The sequence below is a fragment of the Blautia sp. Marseille-P2398 genome (assembly GCF_964240315.1).
In the GTDB taxonomy this organism is placed as follows: Bacteria; Bacillota; Clostridia; order Lachnospirales; family Lachnospiraceae; genus Blautia_A; species Blautia_A wexlerae.
The window spans coordinates 459,365-476,887 of sequence record NZ_CAXSTD010000001.1; the positions used below are offsets into that span (position 1 = coordinate 459,365).

The 17,523-nt window shown below is 41.3% G+C and carries 14 protein-coding genes; 2 read left to right on the forward strand and 12 right to left on the reverse strand.

Going from position 1 to position 17,523, the window contains the following annotated elements:
• Positions 1-15: 15 nt before the first annotated feature.
• The 4 genes from ACESZG_RS02160 to ACESZG_RS02175 form a co-directional block, all read right to left on the reverse strand.
• Positions 16-2,550, reverse strand: a complete 2,535-nt coding sequence (locus tag ACESZG_RS02160; RefSeq protein WP_022381066.1) for a cation-translocating P-type ATPase — start codon at positions 2,548-2,550, stop codon at positions 16-18.
• Between the two features lie 195 nt (positions 2,551-2,745).
• The gene (gene nifU / locus ACESZG_RS02165) at positions 2,746-3,195 is read right to left on the reverse strand and encodes a Fe-S cluster assembly scaffold protein NifU (RefSeq protein WP_008704067.1); all 450 of its coding nucleotides are present in this window, start codon (positions 3,193-3,195) and stop codon (positions 2,746-2,748) included.
• Positions 3,196-3,280: 85 nt separating this feature from the next.
• On the reverse strand, positions 3,281-4,465 hold the full coding sequence (gene nifS / locus ACESZG_RS02170) for a cysteine desulfurase NifS (protein WP_055149412.1): 1,185 nt from the start codon (positions 4,463-4,465) through the stop codon (positions 3,281-3,283).
• Positions 4,466-4,482: 17 nt separating this feature from the next.
• Positions 4,483-4,959 (reverse strand): Rrf2 family transcriptional regulator, encoded by a 477-nt coding sequence (locus tag ACESZG_RS02175; RefSeq protein WP_373217458.1) that lies wholly within the window; start codon positions 4,957-4,959, stop codon positions 4,483-4,485.
• 186 nt (positions 4,960-5,145) lie between these two features.
• Here ACESZG_RS02175 and ACESZG_RS02180 point away from each other — a divergent pair, with 186 nt between their 5' ends.
• Both ACESZG_RS02180 and ACESZG_RS02185 read left to right on the forward strand, forming a co-directional pair.
• Positions 5,146-6,477, forward strand: coding sequence for a polysaccharide biosynthesis protein (locus tag ACESZG_RS02180; protein ID WP_020994064.1), 1,332 nt, complete (start codon positions 5,146-5,148; stop codon positions 6,475-6,477).
• Positions 6,478-6,741: 264 nt separating this feature from the next.
• Positions 6,742-7,773 carry a 3-deoxy-7-phosphoheptulonate synthase gene (locus ACESZG_RS02185; RefSeq protein WP_055057376.1) on the forward strand — a complete coding sequence of 344 codons (1,032 nt, stop codon included), beginning with the start codon at positions 6,742-6,744 and terminating at the stop codon, positions 7,771-7,773.
• 250 nt (positions 7,774-8,023) lie between these two features.
• Here ACESZG_RS02185 and xerD read toward each other — a convergent pair whose 3' ends face one another.
• The 8 genes from xerD to spoIVB form a co-directional block, all read right to left on the reverse strand.
• Positions 8,024-8,908 (reverse strand): site-specific tyrosine recombinase XerD, encoded by an 885-nt coding sequence (gene xerD, locus ACESZG_RS02190; RefSeq protein ID WP_173697673.1) that lies wholly within the window; start codon positions 8,906-8,908, stop codon positions 8,024-8,026.
• Between the two features lie 253 nt (positions 8,909-9,161).
• The gene (locus tag ACESZG_RS02195) at positions 9,162-9,755 is read right to left on the reverse strand and encodes a stage II sporulation protein M (RefSeq protein WP_008704076.1); all 594 of its coding nucleotides are present in this window, start codon (positions 9,753-9,755) and stop codon (positions 9,162-9,164) included.
• Between the two features lie 218 nt (positions 9,756-9,973).
• Positions 9,974-11,533 (reverse strand): ribonuclease Y, encoded by a 1,560-nt coding sequence (gene rny / locus ACESZG_RS02200; RefSeq protein WP_008704078.1) that lies wholly within the window; start codon positions 11,531-11,533, stop codon positions 9,974-9,976.
• Between the two features lie 174 nt (positions 11,534-11,707).
• Complete coding sequence (locus tag ACESZG_RS02205; RefSeq protein WP_179962914.1) at positions 11,708-12,295, reverse strand: regulatory protein RecX; 588 nt, start codon at positions 12,293-12,295, stop codon at positions 11,708-11,710.
• Positions 12,296-12,297: 2 nt separating this feature from the next.
• Positions 12,298-13,362 carry a recombinase RecA gene (gene recA, locus ACESZG_RS02210; protein WP_022381059.1) on the reverse strand — a complete coding sequence of 355 codons (1,065 nt, stop codon included), beginning with the start codon at positions 13,360-13,362 and terminating at the stop codon, positions 12,298-12,300.
• Positions 13,363-13,703: 341 nt separating this feature from the next.
• Positions 13,704-15,152: a glycogen synthase GlgA gene (gene glgA / locus ACESZG_RS02215; protein WP_008704084.1), complete on the reverse strand. Its 1,449-nt coding sequence runs from the start codon at positions 15,150-15,152 to the stop codon at positions 13,704-13,706.
• Between the two features lie 53 nt (positions 15,153-15,205).
• Positions 15,206-16,012: a sporulation transcription factor Spo0A gene (gene spo0A, locus ACESZG_RS02220; protein ID WP_022381058.1), complete on the reverse strand. Its 807-nt coding sequence runs from the start codon at positions 16,010-16,012 to the stop codon at positions 15,206-15,208.
• Positions 16,013-16,232: 220 nt separating this feature from the next.
• Positions 16,233-17,450 carry a SpoIVB peptidase gene (spoIVB, locus tag ACESZG_RS02225; protein ID WP_020994066.1) on the reverse strand — a complete coding sequence of 406 codons (1,218 nt, stop codon included), beginning with the start codon at positions 17,448-17,450 and terminating at the stop codon, positions 16,233-16,235.
• Positions 17,451-17,523 lie beyond the last annotated feature (73 nt).

Sequence of the window (17,523 nt, forward strand, 5' to 3'; positions counted from 1 at the left end):
GATTGTCCTCGTTTTTTACTTCTGGACTCTTTCCAAAAATCTTGCAAAAAATCCTTTATTTTCATCTTCTCTGTCCAGTGACTTCTCATAAATCCTCCTGATCCATTCTGTAATAGTTTCGATCAGGATTGGAGAGAATGTCATCAGTACAAATACCAGAATGATCATTCCAAATTCCAGAGAACCCAGTGTCAGCAAATCCTGCAATACAACCGCACTTATAAAAAATGCAAACTGCATTCCATAAATGATCACTTTTCTGTATGTGTTCAGCGGCGAATAAACTGTACGCAGTGCAGACATATAGTTCCACCCCGTAACCAGAACACAGGCTGTATTAAGCATGACGTTGGAATGGTATACATCCTGACAGACCAGCATGATCGTAAATACACATCCTGTAATGGTTACTGCCGCAGGAAATGCATTCATAAATACGTGCCTCAGGAATGTATGGTCAATCTTATTGTAATTATTCTCCTGTGTCAGAAGAAATGTAGGAATTCCCACTGCGCAGGCACTGATCAGTGACATCTGGATTGGTTCAAAGGGATATGCATCTCCAAAGAAAATTGTGATCAATGACAGTAAAACAGAAAAAATTGTTTTGATCAGAAACATGGATGCCGCACTTCTGATATTGTTTACAACACGACGGCCCTGATTTACAATATGAGGCATTGCCCCGAAATTAGAATCAAGAAGAACGACATTTGCAATATTTTTAGCTGCATCGCTTCCTGCTGCCATGGCAATACTGCAGTCTGCTTCCTTGAGTGCAAGTACGTCATTTACACCGTCACCGGTCATCGCAACTGTATGCTTCTGTGACTGAAGAGCCTGTACCATCTGTTTCTTCTGCTGAGGTGTTACACGCCCGAATACACTGCACTCTGCAACTGCACGCTGCATTTCTTCCGAAGTTTTGATTGTTGTTGCATCGATATAATGATTGGCATTTTTCAGTCCTGCTTTCTTTGCAATTGCAGAGACAGTCACAGGATCATCTCCTGAGATAACTTTAAGGTCAACTCCCTGGCTGTCAAAAAAAGCCAGAGTATCCGGTGCTTCCTCACGTATCACGTCAGTGATGAGAAACAGTCCCAACGGTTCAAGTCCTGTCGGGCGTTCCGTTCCTTTTGTCTCCTGTTCACTGTGAGCCAGAACAAGGATACGGTATCCCTCCTGTGCGTAACTGCTGCAATGTTCCAGAAGTTCTTCATTTCCTTCCGGAAAAAGGAACTGTGCAGCTCCCATCAGATAAGTTCCTCTTCCTTCAAAAACAGCACCACTGTATTTCCTGTCTGAGGAGAAAGGAATGGCATGGATCAGTTTCAGGTCATTTCTTGAAGGAAAGCGCTTTCTCAGCGCATCTGCTGTTGCATTCTGATCATGAAGAACTGACATCATATTTCCCATAATGTGGTCAATTTCCTGAAGCTTCTGTCTTTCTTCCTGAGATACCGTTTCTGAATTTACTGTTTCCTGTATCTGTCCGTTTTCCTTCTCTGCTGATACCGTAACCTCCGGTTTTAATGCTGACACATTCTGAACAGGCTCCCCTGTTTCCGGATCAAATTTTGCTGTATGTTGTACAACAGTTGTCTGTGCTGTATCATACAACTGCACATCTTCAACCTTCATGGTACCTTCTGTGATCGTACCGGTCTTATCCAGACAGAGCGTGTCAACTCTCGCCAGCGTTTCAATACAGTAAAGCTCCTGCACAAGTGTCTTCTTTGTAGCAAGAACCATAGAACCCAATGTCAGTGCCACACTTGTCAGAAGTACCAGGCCTTCCGGGATCATTCCAAGTACTGCGGCAACCATATTTACCACAGAATCCTTCAGTGTATCTCCTACGATCATATATTGCTTGTAAAACAACATGGCACCAAGAGGCACGATAATGATACTGATCACCTTCAGAATCGCATTCAGAGAATTGCGAAGTTCCGAATTATGACGTTTAAATTCCTTTGCTTCACTTGTGATCTGCGATGCATAATTATCTTTTCCAACATGGATTACCTGACAGCAAGCTTCCCCTGATGTCACAAAGCTTCCTGAAAAAAGTTCGTCTCCCTGGCTTTTGGACAGATTGTCCGACTCACCGGTGAGTAGAGACTCGTTTACTTCTACAGTTCCCTCCAGTACCTTTACGTCAGCCGGAACCTGATCTCCTGTTTTCAGAAAGATCAGATCATCCAGAACCAGTTTCTCTGTGGAAATACTCCATTTCTTCCCCTCACGCAAAACTACTGTTTTACTCTCTGTAAGGATTGCAAGTTTGTCAATCGTCTTCTTTGCTCTGATCTCCTGAATAATACCTATCACTGTATTGATCAGAATGATTCCCATAAACATGGAGTTCTTATAAGATCTCACAAAAAGCACCAGAACAAGCAATGCAATATTTAAAAAGTTAAAAAATGTAAGCGTGTTTTCCAAAATGATCTGCTTGTAGGTTCTGGTATTCGGGTTCTCGTTGACATTAACTTTTCCTTCTGCAATCCTCTCCTGCACCTGTTCATTTGTAAGTCCTGTCATTGCTACCTCCTGCAGAAAATATTTATAGCAGCATCATATAATAAAAATTGCGGGAACTGCTTCACAAAATATCTTTTGTCCCTGGTATCATATAATGCCATAATATAAAGCACAGGGCAGATGATGAGTATCACCCGCCCCTTCTTTATAAATAACGATTTCAGATTACAAACAGATTCAGTTTTTTTGCTATAATCAATATTCTTCTTCCTCTGCTTCTTCGCCTTCGTGAATATCAGACTTTGGTTTCTTAAGACCTTTAATCTCAATATGATGCTTCTGTGCATAATCCCACAGAGCCGCATGGATTGCTTCCTCTGCAAGCAGGGAGCAGTGTACTTTTACAGGCGGAAGTCCGTCCAGGGCTTCCATAACTGCCTTATTTGTAACTTCCATAGCTTCTTCGATGGTTTTTCCCATTACCATCTCTGTTGCCATGCTGCTGGTTGCAACTGCCGCACCACATCCGAATGTTTTGAATTTGCAGTCTTTGATGATATGTGTTTCATCATCGATATCAAGAAAAATCCTCATGATATCACCGCATTTTGCATTTCCCACTGTACCTACGCCACTTGCGTTCTCTATTTCTCCTACATTACGCGGATGCTGAAAATGATCCATTACTTTTTCACTGTAAGCCATTTGTGTTTCCTCCTGTTATCCTGACTTTCTTTTAATATTATTTCTGTTGTAACTGCAAAAATACAAACAATTATCTTCTGTTTTGTTATTTATTCTGTTTTTTCATGAAATCTTCATATAATGGAGACATGCTTCTTAAGTGCGCTACAATTTCTTTCAATCTGTCCACTACGAAATCTACATCTTCCATTGTTGTCTCTTCACTGAGTGTCATACGCAGAGAACCATGTGCAATCTCGTGCGGAAGTCCGATTGCAAGAAGTACATGGGACGGATCAAGAGAACCTGATGTACAGGCAGATCCGCTGGATGCACAGATTCCATAATTATCCAGCATCAGCAGGAGAGATTCGCCCTCAACAAACTGGAAGCTGACATTTACGTTATTCGGAAGACGTTTTATACGGTCACCGTTTACTTTTACATAAGGAATCTCTGTCTCAATTCTGTGGATCAGATGATCTCTGATAGCGATTTCTTTGTCAGTACGTTCTTTCATGGATGCATTTGCACGTGCTGCTGCTGCACCGTATCCAACGATTCCCGGCACATTCTCTGTACCTGCACGACGTTTACGTTCCTGTGCACCGCCATGTACAAAGGAACGGATTTTTACACCCTTACGAATGTAGAGGAAACCGATTCCTTTTGGTCCATTGATCTTATGTCCGCTGGAGCTTAACATATCAATATTGCATTCATCCACATTGATCGGAACCTGACAGAATGCCTGAACAGCATCTGTGTGGAAAAGCACTCCATGCTCTTTTGCGATACGTCCGATTTCCTTGATCGGCTGGATAGAACCAATCTCGTTGTTTGCAAACATTACAGAAATCAGGATTGTTTCCGGTGTGATTGCTTTCTCAAGTTCATCCAGTTTTACAATACCGTTCTCGTCTACATCTACATATGTGATCTTTGCGCCGCGTTTCTCCAGATATTCACAGGTATGGAGAATTGCATGATGCTCGATCTTTGTTGTGATGATGTGGTTTCCTTTTGCTTTATATGCCTCAAAGGTAGCCTTCAGAGCCCAGTTATCAGACTCGGAACCACCTGCTGTGAAATAAATTTCTTCTTTCTTTGCTCCAAGAACTTCTGCGATCTGCTCTCTTCCTTTGGTGATCGCCTCTTTGCTCTTGCCTGCAAAATCATAAATACTGGACGGGTTGCCATAATATTCTGAAAAATATGGCAGCATTGCCTGGACAACCTCCGGTGCTGTTTTAGTTGTTGCTGCATTGTCCAGATAAATCATTTTTCCCATTTTCTTGTCCTCCTGTTTTATTTAAGTATGTCCGGTACATTTTCTTCCATGCCCTGACTTTCCATTTTTTCTTCATGTACTCTTCTGCTTTCCTCGATCAGCTGACCAAGCATCAGGGTATCGACAGCGCTTGTAATACTGTCATTGATTCTCTTCCAGACGAGCTTTGCCACACATACATCACTGCCATGGCAGGTTCCGTCATTCTCAATCCCGGGACAGGCTGCTGCTTCCAGGCTGCCTTCCAGCACAAGCAGGACTTCACCGACCGAGATCTCATCTGCCGGCTTGCCAAGCTGGTATCCGCCGTAAGCCCCTCTGCTGCTCTTTACAAGACCGGCCTTCTTAAGCATGGCCATAAGCTGTTCGAGATAGCTTGTGGAAATATCCTGTCTCTCCGCAATACTCTGTAAAGATATCGCTTCATTCGCACTGTGCAAACCAAGATCTATCAATGCTTTCAAGCCATAACGGGCTCTTGTTGAGAGTTTCATTTTCTCACCTCGTTTTTTAATTCCCAGTGTTTCCCTCGGATTTCATGATTACTTTACCAGAAACAAACCGTTCTGTCAAGGCTGTTTTGTTCATATATTGCTGTAAAGGCGTTTCGGCAGGTTACTGTTTTTTAGTCAAGCGGATATTCGCACCTGCTGCGCATGAAAAGGTCTGGATTTTTCATTATGTCAAAAAAACTTTTTATCAAAGGAACTTTACTTCTTACATTTGCCGGTTTGTTAAGCAGACTTATGGGGTTCTTTTACAGAATATTCCTGTCACACACTATTGGTGCACATGGGCTTGGTATCTTTCAGCTTATACTTCCACTGCAGATTCTGATCATGTCCATCTGCGCTTCCGGTATCCAGACTGCAATCTCCCGCCTCACTGCCGCAGAAAAAGTTTCCAAAAATCCCAGTCGTCATATCTCAGATTATTTTGTCGTGGGAACTGTATTTTCTGTTGTTTTCTCCCTGGTATTCTCCTGGTTTCTTTACAGCTATGCGGATTTCTGGGCAGTACAGATTCTGAAAGAGTCACAGACCTCCGGTCTGATACGGATTCTTTCTCTGAGTATTCCGTTGAGTACACTTCATACCTGTATCAGCAGCTATTATTTGGGAAGAAAACAGGCCGGATTTCCCGCAGGAGTCCAGCTTCTGGAACAGCTTTTCCGCACAGGCGGATGCTATATTCTTTATCTGATCTGTGCATCGCAAGGGCGAAACATCACTCCGGCAATTGCAGTCGGCGGAAATCTTATCGGGGAAATAGCCTCATCTTTTATTTCTCTTTTCGCAGTCAGTATGCATTTTAAGGTAACACATTATAATATCCGGAATATCAGAAGACCGCTTTCTGTTCTCAGAAAATTGCTCCATATTTCCGTTCCTCTTACCATGAATAAAATACTGCTCACCCTTCTGGGAAGTATTGAAGTGATTCTTATACCTGCAAGGCTGCAAATGTCAGGACTTACTCCCAAAGATTCCCTGAGTGTTTACGGAATCTTTACAGGGATGGCACTTCCGCTTATTCTTTTCCCCGCTACGCTTACAAACTCGGCTGCTGCCATGCTGATTCCCTCCATTACCCAGCTGCAGACTCTGGGGTATCAAAAGCGAATCCAATATGTGATCGGCAAGATTTTCCGATACTGTCTGCTGCTAGGCGGATCCTGCTTGGTTTTTTTTCTGTTTCTTGGAGAATTTCTTGGAAATTTTCTGTTTCACAGTCAGACAGCCGGAATCTATATCCATACCATGTCCTATATCTGTCCTTTTCTGTACCTGAACACCACTCTCACCAGCGTACTCAACGGCCTTGGAAAATCCGGCATCTGCCTGCTGCACAGTGTGATCAGCGTCTGCATCCGGATCAGTTTCGTGCTGTTTGCAATCCCTGTTCTGGGAATCCGGGGATATCTGTACGGGATTCTCTGCAGCGAACTGGCGCTCAGCATCCTGCACAGTTTACAGATACTGCAAAACAACTATAGCAATCCCCGTAAATAATGCATATTGATTAAGAGACTTGATAGTTACTATTCACACTCCACTATCCCGCGAGGTGTTTTGGCATGGATATGCCAAAATTCCATTGCCGCAGGTAATCTGGAATGAATTTTGGCTACGTTACTGAGAACGAAGTGAACAGTAACGCTTGATATGATCGCAGAAAGTCATCCGAAAATATTTTGGCTATCGACATTCAGATAGGAATGGTTTATAATAAATTCCGAAAAAAGCAAGACAAATAGACACAAAGGAGATATTACTATGGGATTCGATTTTATCAAAAAATTACCAACCCCTGAAGAAATCCGTAATCAGTATCCCATTGATGCTGAAATTCAGGCTGTTAAAGATGCAAGAGATAAAGAACTGCGTGATGTTTTTACCGGAAAATCCGATAAATTCCTTGCAATCATCGGTCCTTGTTCAGCAGATAATGAAGACGCTGTTCTGGACTATCTTACCAGATTACGCAATGTTCAGGAGAAAATAGCTGACAAGGTTCTGATTGTTCCACGTGTTTATACAAACAAACCAAGAACAACAGGAGAAGGCTATAAAGGTATGGTTCACCAGCCGGATCCTGAGAAACAGCCAAATCTTCTTGCAGGGCTTGTAGCAATCCGTAAAATGCATATCCATGCAATCCAGACCAGTGGTATGACCTGTGCAGATGAGATGCTTTATCCGGAAAATTACCGTTACCTTTCTGACCTGCTTTCTTATGTGGCAGTAGGTGCACGTTCTGTGGAAGACCAGCAGCATCGTCTTACCGTCAGCGGCATGGAAGTTCCTGCAGGTATGAAAAATCCAACCAGCGGCGATCTTGCAGTCATGCTCAATTCCGTTGTAGCAGCTCAGGGTGGACATCGTTTTATCTACAGAAGCTGGGAAGTAGAAACAACAGGTAATGAACTGGCTCATACAATTCTCCGCGGTGCCGTAAATAAACATGGGGAGGCAATCCCGAACTATCATTACGAGGATCTTCGTCTTCTCTGGGAGAAATATCAGGAGAAAAACCTTAAAAATCCGGCTGTTATTGTTGATACCAACCACTCTAATTCTAATAAACAATATGACCAGCAGGTTCGTATTGCAAAAGAGGTTCTCCACAGCCGCCAGGTAGACCCGGAACTTCATACTCTGGTAAAAGGACTTATGATCGAGAGTTATATTGAACCGGGAAATCAGAAGATCGGATGTGATCATATTTACGGAAAATCTATTACCGATCCATGTCTTGGATGGGAAGAATCCGAACGTCTTCTGTATACAATTGCTGAGATGTGTTGATCCGTTATTGTTTATAAACAACATTCCATACTCTCTGATCAGATGGATCGCTGTAATTACATTATCTGTAAATAGCACATGTTATGACATTACAGGAAAAAACTATTCAGCCACCCACTGCTTATTGCTCTTCGCAATTAAAGCAGGGGACTTACTTGATTCAGTTAAAAAAGCTTCTATAAACTGTTCAAAACAGACTATAGAAGCTTTTTCATTTGACATTATAGCAATCCTCATAAATAATAAGTTTTTAATGACGTGGATGTGTTTTCATATACACATCACGCATTTTATTCATATTCATGCCCAGATAAACCTGCGTAGTGGAAATATCGGAATGTCCCAGCATTTCCTGAACGCTTCGTATATCCGCACCATTCTGCAGCATATGCACAGCAAAAGAATGCCTCAATGTATGCGGGGCAATATCCCTTTTGATACCGGCATCATCCGCATATCCCTTTAATACTTTCCAGAATCCCTGACGGCTCATCGCTTTCCCTGAACAATTTGTAAATAATGCTGTTTCTTTCTCATCTTTCACAAAAACAGTTCTGGCTGTTTGCAGATACCGTTCCATTGCCTTCTTGCATGGAATACCAATAGGGATAATCCTCTCTTTTCCATTCTCATTACAGACCACATATCCAAACTGGAGATTAATATCAAAAATCTGAAGATGAAGCATCTCACTGACTCTCATACCTGTTGCATACAGCAATTCCAGCATTGCTGAATCTCTTATCCCTTTAGGGGTATCCAATTTCGGCTGCTGAAGTAATTTATCCACTTCTTCTATGGTAAGTATCTCAGGTGCCCTTTTCTCAACCTTCGGAGGTTTCAGGTTATCTGCCGGATCTTCTGCGATCACGCCTTCCTTCCACAGATACTGAAAAAATGCTCTCATAGAAGCAACGCTTCTGGAAATGGAAGATGACGCAAACTTCTCACGTTCCATGTAACTGATATACCCTTCAAGCTCAAGTTCTTTTACATCTTTATAATTTCTGATTCCCCGTTCCTTCAGAAATTCCGCCATTTTTTTCAGATCTCTCTGGTATGAGATCTCTGTATTTGCCGATGTTTTTTTTGTATTATGCAGATATGTAATAAATTCCCTTATTTCTATGTCCATATTCCCGTTTCCTTTTAATCAAAATATCCGCTGCCTGTAGCTCCTGCGATCAGACGAAAATTAATCCTCTTCGCAGTTTATCAGCAGAAAATCGTACTCTCTCCGATAAAATGTATATGTATTATACTGTTTATTTTACATAAAATCAAACCTTTTTTTCGAGAAAAATCCTTGTATTTCAAGCTTTTTCAGCATCAAATACCATATGTCGGAAATTTTATGACAACCAATACTAAATATAGTAAATATGTCATTAAAAAATTTTTATATATTTCAGAATAATGTCAATGATCAGAGGGTTCACATAGCATTCGATAAGTATTCCCAGAAAATATCCTACTGCTGCAATGCACATTTTTTTAAGATAAATACTGACTTCTCCGGAAATCAGACCTCTGTTTCTCCATATTTCTGATGATATCTTCCATTCCTGTTCCATAGAATAAAGCCAGACCGGAATGTAAAATAAATATTGTGGCAGCAAAAGTCCCATTCCGATCACCCCGCCTGCAAATCCAAATTCCAGTATAGAAACAGTCATTATCATACCTGCATACAATCCTGATCCCAGAAGCGTTATAACAGCAAGCGGCGCACCAAAAACCGAAAATCCACAGATTATATTCAACAGATAAAAAACACCTCTGTATTTTAATATTTCTTTCAGATATTCAATATTGCCTGTATTTTTTCCTGCAAATGTACTCAGAAAATATACCGATGCCCATGTTTTCTGTTGCCATTTTGCCTTCCAGATTATATTCGGTATCAGATTTCCGGCCAGAAATCCAAGAAGAAATAAAATAAGCGCAGGAAATTTTTTGGTTCCCGTTCTGTTTTTCTTCATTCTATCACCCTGTACCAGTTTACTGAGAAATTCCAGGAAGTATTCCTGTCTTTACAAGAAAGAATCGTGTCCGGAGGGCTTTTTTATGTTATAGGAACATTACGGAGTAATTTCCTATAACATAACATAAAAAAACTGCACAGACTGTATAAATACAATCTGCACAGTTTATATCTGCAAAAAACTGTCCACGATAGTCCATAAAATGAACAATCATATTATTTCGCATAGTCAATCGCTCTGCTTTCACGTATCACGTTGACTTTAATCTGACCGGGATATTCAAGTTCTGCTTCAATCTGTTTCGCAATATCGCGCGCAAGGAGAACCATATCTGCATCATTAACATGCTCCGGCACTACCATTACACGTATTTCTCTTCCCGCCTGAATGGCAAAAGATTTATCAACACCTTTAAACTGGTTCGTAATATCCTCCAGTTGTTTCAGACGATTGGTATAAGTTTCCAGCGTTTCTCTTCTTGCACCAGGTCTCGCCGCTGAAATAGCATCTGCAGCCTGTACAATACATGCGATCAGAGATTCCGGCTCACAGTCACCATGATGAGATGCGACCGTATTGATAACAATCTGGGATTCCTTATACTTCTTACAGAGATCCACACCAATCTGAATATGAGATCCTTCTACTTCATGGTCAATTGATTTACCAATATCATGAAGAAGACCTGCTCTCTTAGCCATACGGACATCTACGCCAACCTCACCGGCCAGCATTCCGGATAACTGAGCTACCTCAATAGAATGTCTTAAAGCATTCTGTCCATAACTTGAACGGAACTTCATACGTCCAAGAAGTTTCAGTAATTCAGGATGAATACCATGAACTCCAACGTCCATAGCTGCATTCTCACCATCTTCGCGAATCTGCGCTTCTACTTCTCTCTGGGCTTTCTCAACCATCTCTTCGATTCTGGCCGGATGGATACGTCCATCTACGATCAGTTTCTCAAGAGCTACACGTGCAACTTCACGACGGATCGGATCAAAAGCAGATAACACAACTGCTTCCGGTGTATCATCAATAATAAGATCCACACCTGTAAGTGTCTCAAGAGTACGGATATTACGGCCTTCACGACCAATAATCCTTCCCTTCATCTCATCGCTCGGAAGCTGAACAACCGAAATGGTAGTTTCAGCTACATGGTCAACTGCACATTTCTGGATGGCATTGACAACATATTCCTTAGCCTTCTTACCAGCTTCTTCCTTTGCCCTGCTTTCCAATTCCCTGTAAAGTCTGGCTACATCCACTTTTACATCATCTTCAACGGATCTGAGTAATTCTTCTTTTGCCTGTTCGGAGGTCAGACCTGAAACTCGTTCCAGTTCCTGTACTCCTTTTTGCTCAAGTTCTTCTACCCGTTTTTCTTTCTTCTGCACCTCAGCTGCTCTCGCTGTGCATTCCGCTTCACGCTTCTCAACTGCATCTGCTTTCTTGTCAACCGCGGATTCTTTTGCTAATACACGATTTTCATATTTCTGCAGTTCGTTTCTTCGTTCCTTGGTTTCTTTCTCCAGTTCATTTTTTGTACGGAGAGATTCTTCCTTCACTTCCAATAAAGCTTCTCTTTTTTTAGTCTCAGCTGTTTTCAGAGCTTCATCTATGATGCTTCTTGCTTTGTCTTCTGCTGTCCCAACAATCTCGGCATCCTTCTGGATTTTATTGTTCACAGCGACTTTGCAAGTAACAGGAACTGCAATAAGTAGCGCGACTACCACAGCGACAATTGCAACAATAATTGTTGTTGTCACAGGAGCACCTCCTTATTTAGTTTTCATTGTACAAATACAACAATACAAGTTTATCTTTTTTTCATACTTATGTCAAGTTTTTCAGGATAATTGTTTGAATATTTTTCCTATATTTAATTACTGTTCGTTCTGTTCTCAGTAATATATTTTGCAATATACATACAATGGAGTATACTATGATTCATCCGAATATGTATGTACAAGTCTGATATTCATATTCTCAAGAGTATCTGCAATGTCTGAATATCCAAATCCTCTTCTCACAAGATAACCATAGAGCCGACGCATTTTTTTCTCATCCAGCTCAGTATTCGGCGGATATTTCTTTTCTATGGTTCGATAGAGGATTTCTTTTTCATCAGGCATATTTAAGGCAGCCTCTTCCTCCCATGCATTTATCGCTGTTTTCCTGTCTATTCCCTTTCCCATAAGTTCCCGGATGATCTTCTGCCGGCTCTTTGTATCCATTCTGTATGCAATATAAGTTCTGGCATATCGTTCATCATCTATATATCCATAGGCTTCAACATATGTCAGAGCATGATCAACCGCCTGACTGGTAAATCCCGCCTGGCGCAATTTCTCTCTCAATCCCTTCTCCGTCCGATCCATATGTTCTAAGAGACGCATGGCTTTACGCCTTGCGTCTCTGTATTCTTCAGGTTCTTCCGTTAAATTTTTCTGTTGTTTCTGTACAGTCTGTCTCTTTAAAGCCTCTGCATTCCTGAGAAATTCTCTCAGATCTCCGGATGAATTCCCCATGATCACTCCTCAGAAGCATCCGGTGCATCACCTGTTGCCGGCACCGGCTCTTTGGCCTGTCCTTCTTCATCCGGAAGAAGATGATAATGGATTCTGACTTGCTTCTCAATCTCATCACAGATATCTGTATGCTCTTTCAGGAAAATCTTCGCATTTTCACGTCCCTGTCCGATCTTATCTCCGTTATATGCGTACCATGCACCGCTCTTATTTACAATTCCGCATTCCGCTGCCAGATCAAGAATATCTCCCTCTTTGGAAATGCCGGTTCCGAACATAATATCAAATTCTGCCTGTTTAAACGGCGGAGCCACTTTATTCTTCACAACTTTGATTCTGGTGTGGTTTCCCACCATCTCACCGCCCTGTTTCAATGTCTCTACTCTGCGGACATCCATGCGGATAGATGAATAAAATTTCAGAGCACGCCCACCTGTCGTTGTCTCAGGGTTTCCAAACATAACTCCAACCTTCTCACGCAGCTGATTGATAAAGATAACTACACAATTAGATTTACTGATCACTGCTGTAAGTTTACGGAGAGCCTGTGACATCAATCTGGCCTGAAGACCTACATGGCTGTCACCCATATCTCCATCAATCTCCGCCTTCGGTACAAGTGCGGCAACCGAGTCAACGATCACAATATCCACAGCTCCGGAACGCACCATCGTCTCTGTGATCTCAAGTGCCTGTTCTCCATTGTCCGGTTGTGATATGTACAGGTTATCGATATCTACACCGATATTCTTTGCATAGACAGGATCCAGAGCATGTTCTGCATCAATAAATCCGGCAATCCCGCCTCGTTTCTGCACTTCCGCAACCATGTGAAGTGCAACGGTTGTCTTACCGCTGGATTCCGGTCCGTAAATCTCGATGATACGTCCCTTGGGAACACCGCCTACTCCAAGTGCAATATCAAGACTTAAAGATCCGGTAGGGACTGTCTCCACCTGCATATTTGCTCCGGATTCCCCGAGTTTCATGACTGATCCTTTCCCGTAATGTTTCTCAATCTGTCCAAGCGCTGCTTCCAGTGCTTTCTGCTTTTCTTCATTTATCATTTATTTTAATCTCCTTCAGCCCTTTAAGAACTTATGTTCGTTTTCTATTTATTATAGTATTATACTTCCTGTCAAATGTCAAGCTTTTTATTCTGCCTGAATAACCTTTTCATGTTACTGGTTACTGTTCACTCCGTTCACAGTAACGTAGCCAAAATTCATACCAGATTGCCTGCGGCAATAGAATTTTGGCTTGTATGTCTCGGGATTTTGGCATATTCATGCCAAAACACCTCGCGGGATAATGGTGTGTAAACAGTAACAACATAACAGTAAAAGCAGGGAATGTGCTTTTTTTACATTCCCTGCTCTTTCGTAGTTTTTAATATTTCTCTCTGTTTCTATTTATCACCAATCAGCCAGTTGTACATTTCTTCATACTGACGTGCGGAATTACCCCATGAGAAATCAGCTGCCATAGCACGATCAACCATTTTATTCCATTCACGTTTCTTATCATAATAGATTCTTTCCGCATTGCGCACTGTTGCAAGCATCTCATGCGCATTGTAGTTTCTGAAAGAAAATCCGTTTCCAGTTCCCTCATATTCATTATAAGGTACGACCGTATCTTTCAGTCCACCTGTTTCTCTGACGATCGGAAGTGTTCCGTAACGGAGACTCATCAGCTGGCTCAAACCACATGGCTCAAATAAGGACGGCATCAGGAACGCATCTGCTGATGCATAGATACGGTGAGACATTTTCTCATCATAATAGATCTGAGCAGATACCTTTCCATGATATTTCCAGTCAAAGTGACGGAACATATTCTCATAACGTTCATCACCGGTTCCAAGAATTACAAGCTGGATAGCATCCTGGCAAAGCTCATCCATCACATATGCGATCAGATCAAACCCTTTCTGATCTGTCAGTCGTGATACAATACCTATCATCATCGTCTTCGGATCTTCCTGCAATCCAAGATCTCTCTGCAGCTGAAGTTTGTTCTTAACTTTCTCTTTTCTGAAAGTTGTTGCATTATAAGTCTTTGTGATATATGGATCTGTTTCAGGATTGAATTCATTGTAATCAATACCATTTACAATTCCACGCAGGCTGTTTGCACGCGCACACATCAGGCCGTCCAGTTTTTCTCCATAGAACGGTGTCTTGATTTCCTCTGCATAAGTATTGCTTACAGTAGTGACTGCATCTGCAAACACAATACCGCCCTTCAGATAGTTGGCATCTTTATATGCTTCCAGTTTGTCTGCTGTAAAATAATAATCGGACAGTCCTGTGATATTCTTGATTGTCTGTACATCCCATACACCCTGGAATTTAAGGTTATGTATTGTCATGATCGTCTTGATATTCCAGAAAAATTCATTCTGCTGGAAGCTGTCGTGCAGATATACGGGAACAAGTCCGGTCTGCCAGTCATGACAGTGTATAATATCCGGTCTGAATCCGATAACCGGAAGAACTGACAGTACAGCTTTGGAGAAGAATGCAAATTTCTCCAGATCCCATGTTCCTCCATCATACGGTTTGGGTCCGCTGAAATAGTATTCATTGTCAATAAAATAAAACTGAATTCCTTCGTACTCCATGTGCATGATTCCTACATAGCAGTTCTTATATCCAAGATCCATATAGAAATGTGTGATATAGTTCATTTTATCTTTCCATTCCTGTTTCATACAGGCATATTTCGGTAAGATCACACGAATATCAAAATATCGTTTATCAAAATATTTCGGCAATGAGCCAGCTACATCTGCCAGACCTCCTGTTTTGATAAATGGTACAGCTTCAGATGTTGCAAATAAAATATTTTTCATGCGAAAAACCCTCCTTGGTAGCCTTTATTGAATAATTATACTCCAAACTATGACTATTGGAAAGAGCGATTTTTATATTCCAGTCTGATTTTATCTGCAATCAGAGCAATAAATTCTGAATTTGTGGGTTTCCCTTTTCCTGTACTGACTGTGTAACCGAATAATTCATCTATTGTGTCCATTTTTCCTCTGCTCCAGGCAACTTCAATGGCGTGTCTGATAGCCCGTTCCACTCTGCTGGCTGTTGTCTGATGTTTCTTTGCAATCGTAGGATACAGTATCTTGGTAATGGAATTGAGCATCTCCATGTCATTAACTGACAGGATGATGGCGTCACGCAGATACTGATATCCTTTAATATGTGCAGGCACTCCAATCTCATGAATGATATTTGTCACGTCTGTTTCCAGATTTCTCACAGGTACCGGATTGTCTTCTGTCCTTTCAGGCTGCCGCCCGATCTGACGTATTCTTCTCTCGCTGGCTCTGCGCACATGTTTGATACGATTAAGCAGCATCTGATTATCGAAAGGCTTCAGGATATAATAATCTGCCCCTAAGTTAAATGCATTTTCTGTAATACGTTCCTGACCGACTGCCGAAACTACGATAAATGATGGGATCTTTTTGAGACTTTTGTCATTGGCAAATTTCTCCATTACTGCCAGTCCGTCCATTTTCGGCATAATAATATCCAGAACCACAACGTCCGGTTCCTTTTCACGTATAATATTACAGATTTCTTCTCCGTTATGCGCTTTTCCCACAAGTTCCAGATCTTTGTCTTCTTCTATTATCTGACCAAGTACTTCCACCATTTTCTCATTATCATCTGCAATTGCCACATTTAATTTTTCCATAAATTTCACTCCTCCCCCATTTTTCAATAAATCTCTTTTCTTTTTCGGTTCATCACATATTATAGAGGAATGCTTACGGAAAAATCAAGACACAGAGGGAAATTTGTCCTATTTTATGTCGACAGCTTTGGTGATTCTTTTTTCTTTATTTTCATTTTTCACAGGCATCTGATATATTTCGACAATAATCAGATTTTTGTTTCATAATCCTGATCATCCATTAAAAGAGTCTTTCTGTATTTTTCAGCATATTTTCAATAAAGATTCCATATCCGCTGGAAGCATCCTGAACAAATACATGAGTTACCGCACCAATGATTTTTCCATTCTGGATAACCGGGCTTCCGCTGAGCCCCTGTACAATCCCTCCTGTAGCTTCCAGAAGTTCTTTATCTGTCACCTTTATCACAAAACTTTTGTTGGTATCTTCATGATTCAAATCTATTTTTCTGATCTCTGCATCATATTCTTTTACCTCGCCATCTGTACTGCAGAGAATTGTGGCTGTTCCAATCTTCACTTCCTGCTTATACGCAGCCGGCATTTTCTTTAAAGTGATCGCATCATCTGCAATCCCTGTGAACTGACCATAAATTCCGTTTCTGCTGTTTGCTTCGATAGTTCCAAGAATATTTCTGTCATCATAGCAGATGTATCCTGCAAGTTCGCCGGGATTGCCTTTACTTCCTTTGTTAATCGCAAGAATCCGGGCTTTATACAAAGCTCCGTTTCGGATATTCAGAAGCTGGGCAGTGTCTATATCACTGATTCCATGGCCAAGGGCACCATAATTACCATTCTGATCTACGTAGGTAAGCGTTCCTATCCCCTGCGTGTCATCTCTTACCCAGATTCCAAGTTTATAGTCTCCTTTTTTGTCTTTTACAGGAGTTACAGATACAGGAATACTCTCTCCTTTGCGGCTTATCCCCAGTGTAACTTCGCTGCCATCAAGTTCTGAGATGTCATCTATCAGTTCTCTTTTTGTAGAGATTTTTTCTCCGTTAAATGAGATAATGTAATCTCCCTGTCTGATAATATTTCTCGCAGGCTCCTCTGTCTCACCATTCCGATTCTGAATTTCACCGGTGTCAATCACCAGAACACCTTCTGTTTGCATATAAATTCCTATGGTGCTTCCGCTGACATAAATTTCCTGATCATCTGCAGGTGTCACTTTTATTTCTTTAAATGGAATATAACCCAAAAGTTTACATGGCAGAATATAGCCTCCATCCTGCGAAACAGTAACTGCTTCTTCAAATGTAACAAATGGTGTTGACAAAACTTCTGTGACATCTTCTGTTTTTTTGCCTCTGGAAATCTGAATTTCGTCAGGTATCTTTCTGTCCAGATATCTGTAACCTGATATCAGCATCACCAACAGATCCAGCACAAGACAACAGATGACAAAAAGTCTGTATTTTCTTTTGTTCATTGTTATGCACATCCTTTCATTCTGTATTTATGAAATTCTGTAACTGTGAAATTGCCATAAAACACTTCCCATC

What these genes read in the sequence shown, in the direction of transcription:
- ACESZG_RS02160 (WP_022381066.1), bottom strand. Translation starts at nt 2,550, where the DNA reads ATGACAGGACTTACAAATGAACAGGTGCAGGAGAGGATTGCAGAAGGA.
- nifU (WP_008704067.1), bottom strand. Translation starts at nt 3,195, where the DNA reads ATGGCTTACAGTGAAAAAGTAATGGATCATTTTCAGCATCCGCGTAAT.
- nifS (WP_055149412.1), bottom strand. Translation starts at nt 4,465, where the DNA reads ATGGGAAAAATGATTTATCTGGACAATGCAGCAACAACTAAAACAGCA.
- ACESZG_RS02175 (WP_373217458.1), bottom strand. Translation starts at nt 4,959, where the DNA reads ATGAAACTCTCAACAAGAGCCCGTTATGGCTTGAAAGCATTGATAGAT.
- ACESZG_RS02180 (WP_020994064.1), top strand. Translation starts at nt 5,146, where the DNA reads ATGTCAAAAAAACTTTTTATCAAAGGAACTTTACTTCTTACATTTGCC.
- ACESZG_RS02185 (WP_055057376.1), top strand. Translation starts at nt 6,742, where the DNA reads ATGGGATTCGATTTTATCAAAAAATTACCAACCCCTGAAGAAATCCGT.
- xerD (WP_173697673.1), bottom strand. Translation starts at nt 8,908, where the DNA reads ATGGACATAGAAATAAGGGAATTTATTACATATCTGCATAATACAAAA.
- ACESZG_RS02195 (WP_008704076.1), bottom strand. Translation starts at nt 9,755, where the DNA reads ATGAAGAAAAACAGAACGGGAACCAAAAAATTTCCTGCGCTTATTTTA.
- ACESZG_RS02205 (WP_179962914.1), bottom strand. Translation starts at nt 12,295, where the DNA reads ATGGGGAATTCATCCGGAGATCTGAGAGAATTTCTCAGGAATGCAGAG.
- recA (WP_022381059.1), bottom strand. Translation starts at nt 13,362, where the DNA reads ATGATAAATGAAGAAAAGCAGAAAGCACTGGAAGCAGCGCTTGGACAG.
- glgA (WP_008704084.1), bottom strand. Translation starts at nt 15,152, where the DNA reads ATGAAAAATATTTTATTTGCAACATCTGAAGCTGTACCATTTATCAAA.
- spo0A (WP_022381058.1), bottom strand. Translation starts at nt 16,012, where the DNA reads ATGGAAAAATTAAATGTGGCAATTGCAGATGATAATGAGAAAATGGTG.
- spoIVB (WP_020994066.1), bottom strand. Translation starts at nt 17,450, where the DNA reads ATGAACAAAAGAAAATACAGACTTTTTGTCATCTGTTGTCTTGTGCTG.